This is a genomic window from Clostridium tarantellae (genome assembly GCF_009295725.1).
Classification (GTDB): Bacteria; Bacillota; Clostridia; order Clostridiales; family Clostridiaceae; genus Sarcina; species Sarcina tarantellae.
Genome location: NZ_WHJC01000554.1, coordinates 1 through 950 on the forward strand (window position 1 = coordinate 1; position 950 = coordinate 950).

A 950-nucleotide genomic window follows, 5' to 3' on the forward strand; every position below is an offset into this window, starting at 1 on the left:
TTATCACCCAATATTATTTTATAAGAAAATGGAAAGGCTGTCGACTTTGTCGACAGCCTGCCACTATTTATTTAAATAGTGGATTTACATATTTTATTTTAAGCTTTTTATTAAATTTTTTAATATAGATGATATAAAATCTTTTTTTATACATGATTCCTTAGTAACTAACCTAACAATTATGCAAATAGCATATAAATTTTTTATTAAATATAATTCTTTTCCACTTTTTATACATATCTGTTCTAGTTTTAAATTATTTACTATTTCTTCTAAATCCAAAGATAATATATTAGTTAAAACAGATTCATCTCCATAAAATTCTATTTTATCTTTATCTCCTAAATCCTCTTTAAATCTAATAAAATATGTGGGCTTTATACTATTAGATAATAAAACTTTTTTATATAAATTTTCACCTAATGACATTGAATCTTTATCAGAACAATCTATTACTACATGCCCTAATGAAATCAATTCACTTATTATTTCTTTCTTTATAGATTCATCCATAATATCTATCGCGTATCTCATGACTTTCTCCCTTTGTTTATAGCTTAAAGTCTGTATAATATAAATATATTCCTTCATTTTATTAAAAGTTCTATTATTTACTTTACATTCATAAATTATCATAGGAGGTGAATCTTATGATTAAAAAATTATTAACATTTATCCTTATTTTTTTTTCAATTAACTTTATATCATGCTTTAAAATTTCTCAATTAAATAATAAAAAGCCTTCAAATACGTACTATACTAATTTATTATTTAATACTATAGATAATTCGGATTTTTCTATATCTATTTTAGATACTAATGTTTATAGTGAAAAAATAGTGGATAAAGAAGATAATAAATTAATTCTTGATATGATTTCTAATTTAAAAAAAGAATATTTTTTTAATGAACCTTTAGCTTTACCAACTAAGCCTTTATACAAATTATAT

The 950-nt window shown here is 21.1% G+C and carries 2 protein-coding genes; one reads left to right on the forward strand and one right to left on the reverse strand.

The genetic code is table 11. The annotated features are described in order from the left end of the window. Positions 1 to 93: 93 nt before the first annotated feature. Positions 94 to 534 (reverse strand): hypothetical protein, encoded by a 441-nt coding sequence (locus tag GBZ86_RS16295; protein WP_152892410.1) that lies wholly within the window; start codon positions 532 to 534, stop codon positions 94 to 96. Between the two features lie 116 nt (positions 535 to 650). On the opposite strand from GBZ86_RS16295, the gene GBZ86_RS16300 reads away from it, so the two are divergent. Then, a partial coding sequence (locus GBZ86_RS16300; RefSeq protein WP_170272310.1) for a DUF4883 family protein occupies positions 651 to 950 on the forward strand: 300 nt, incomplete at its 3' end.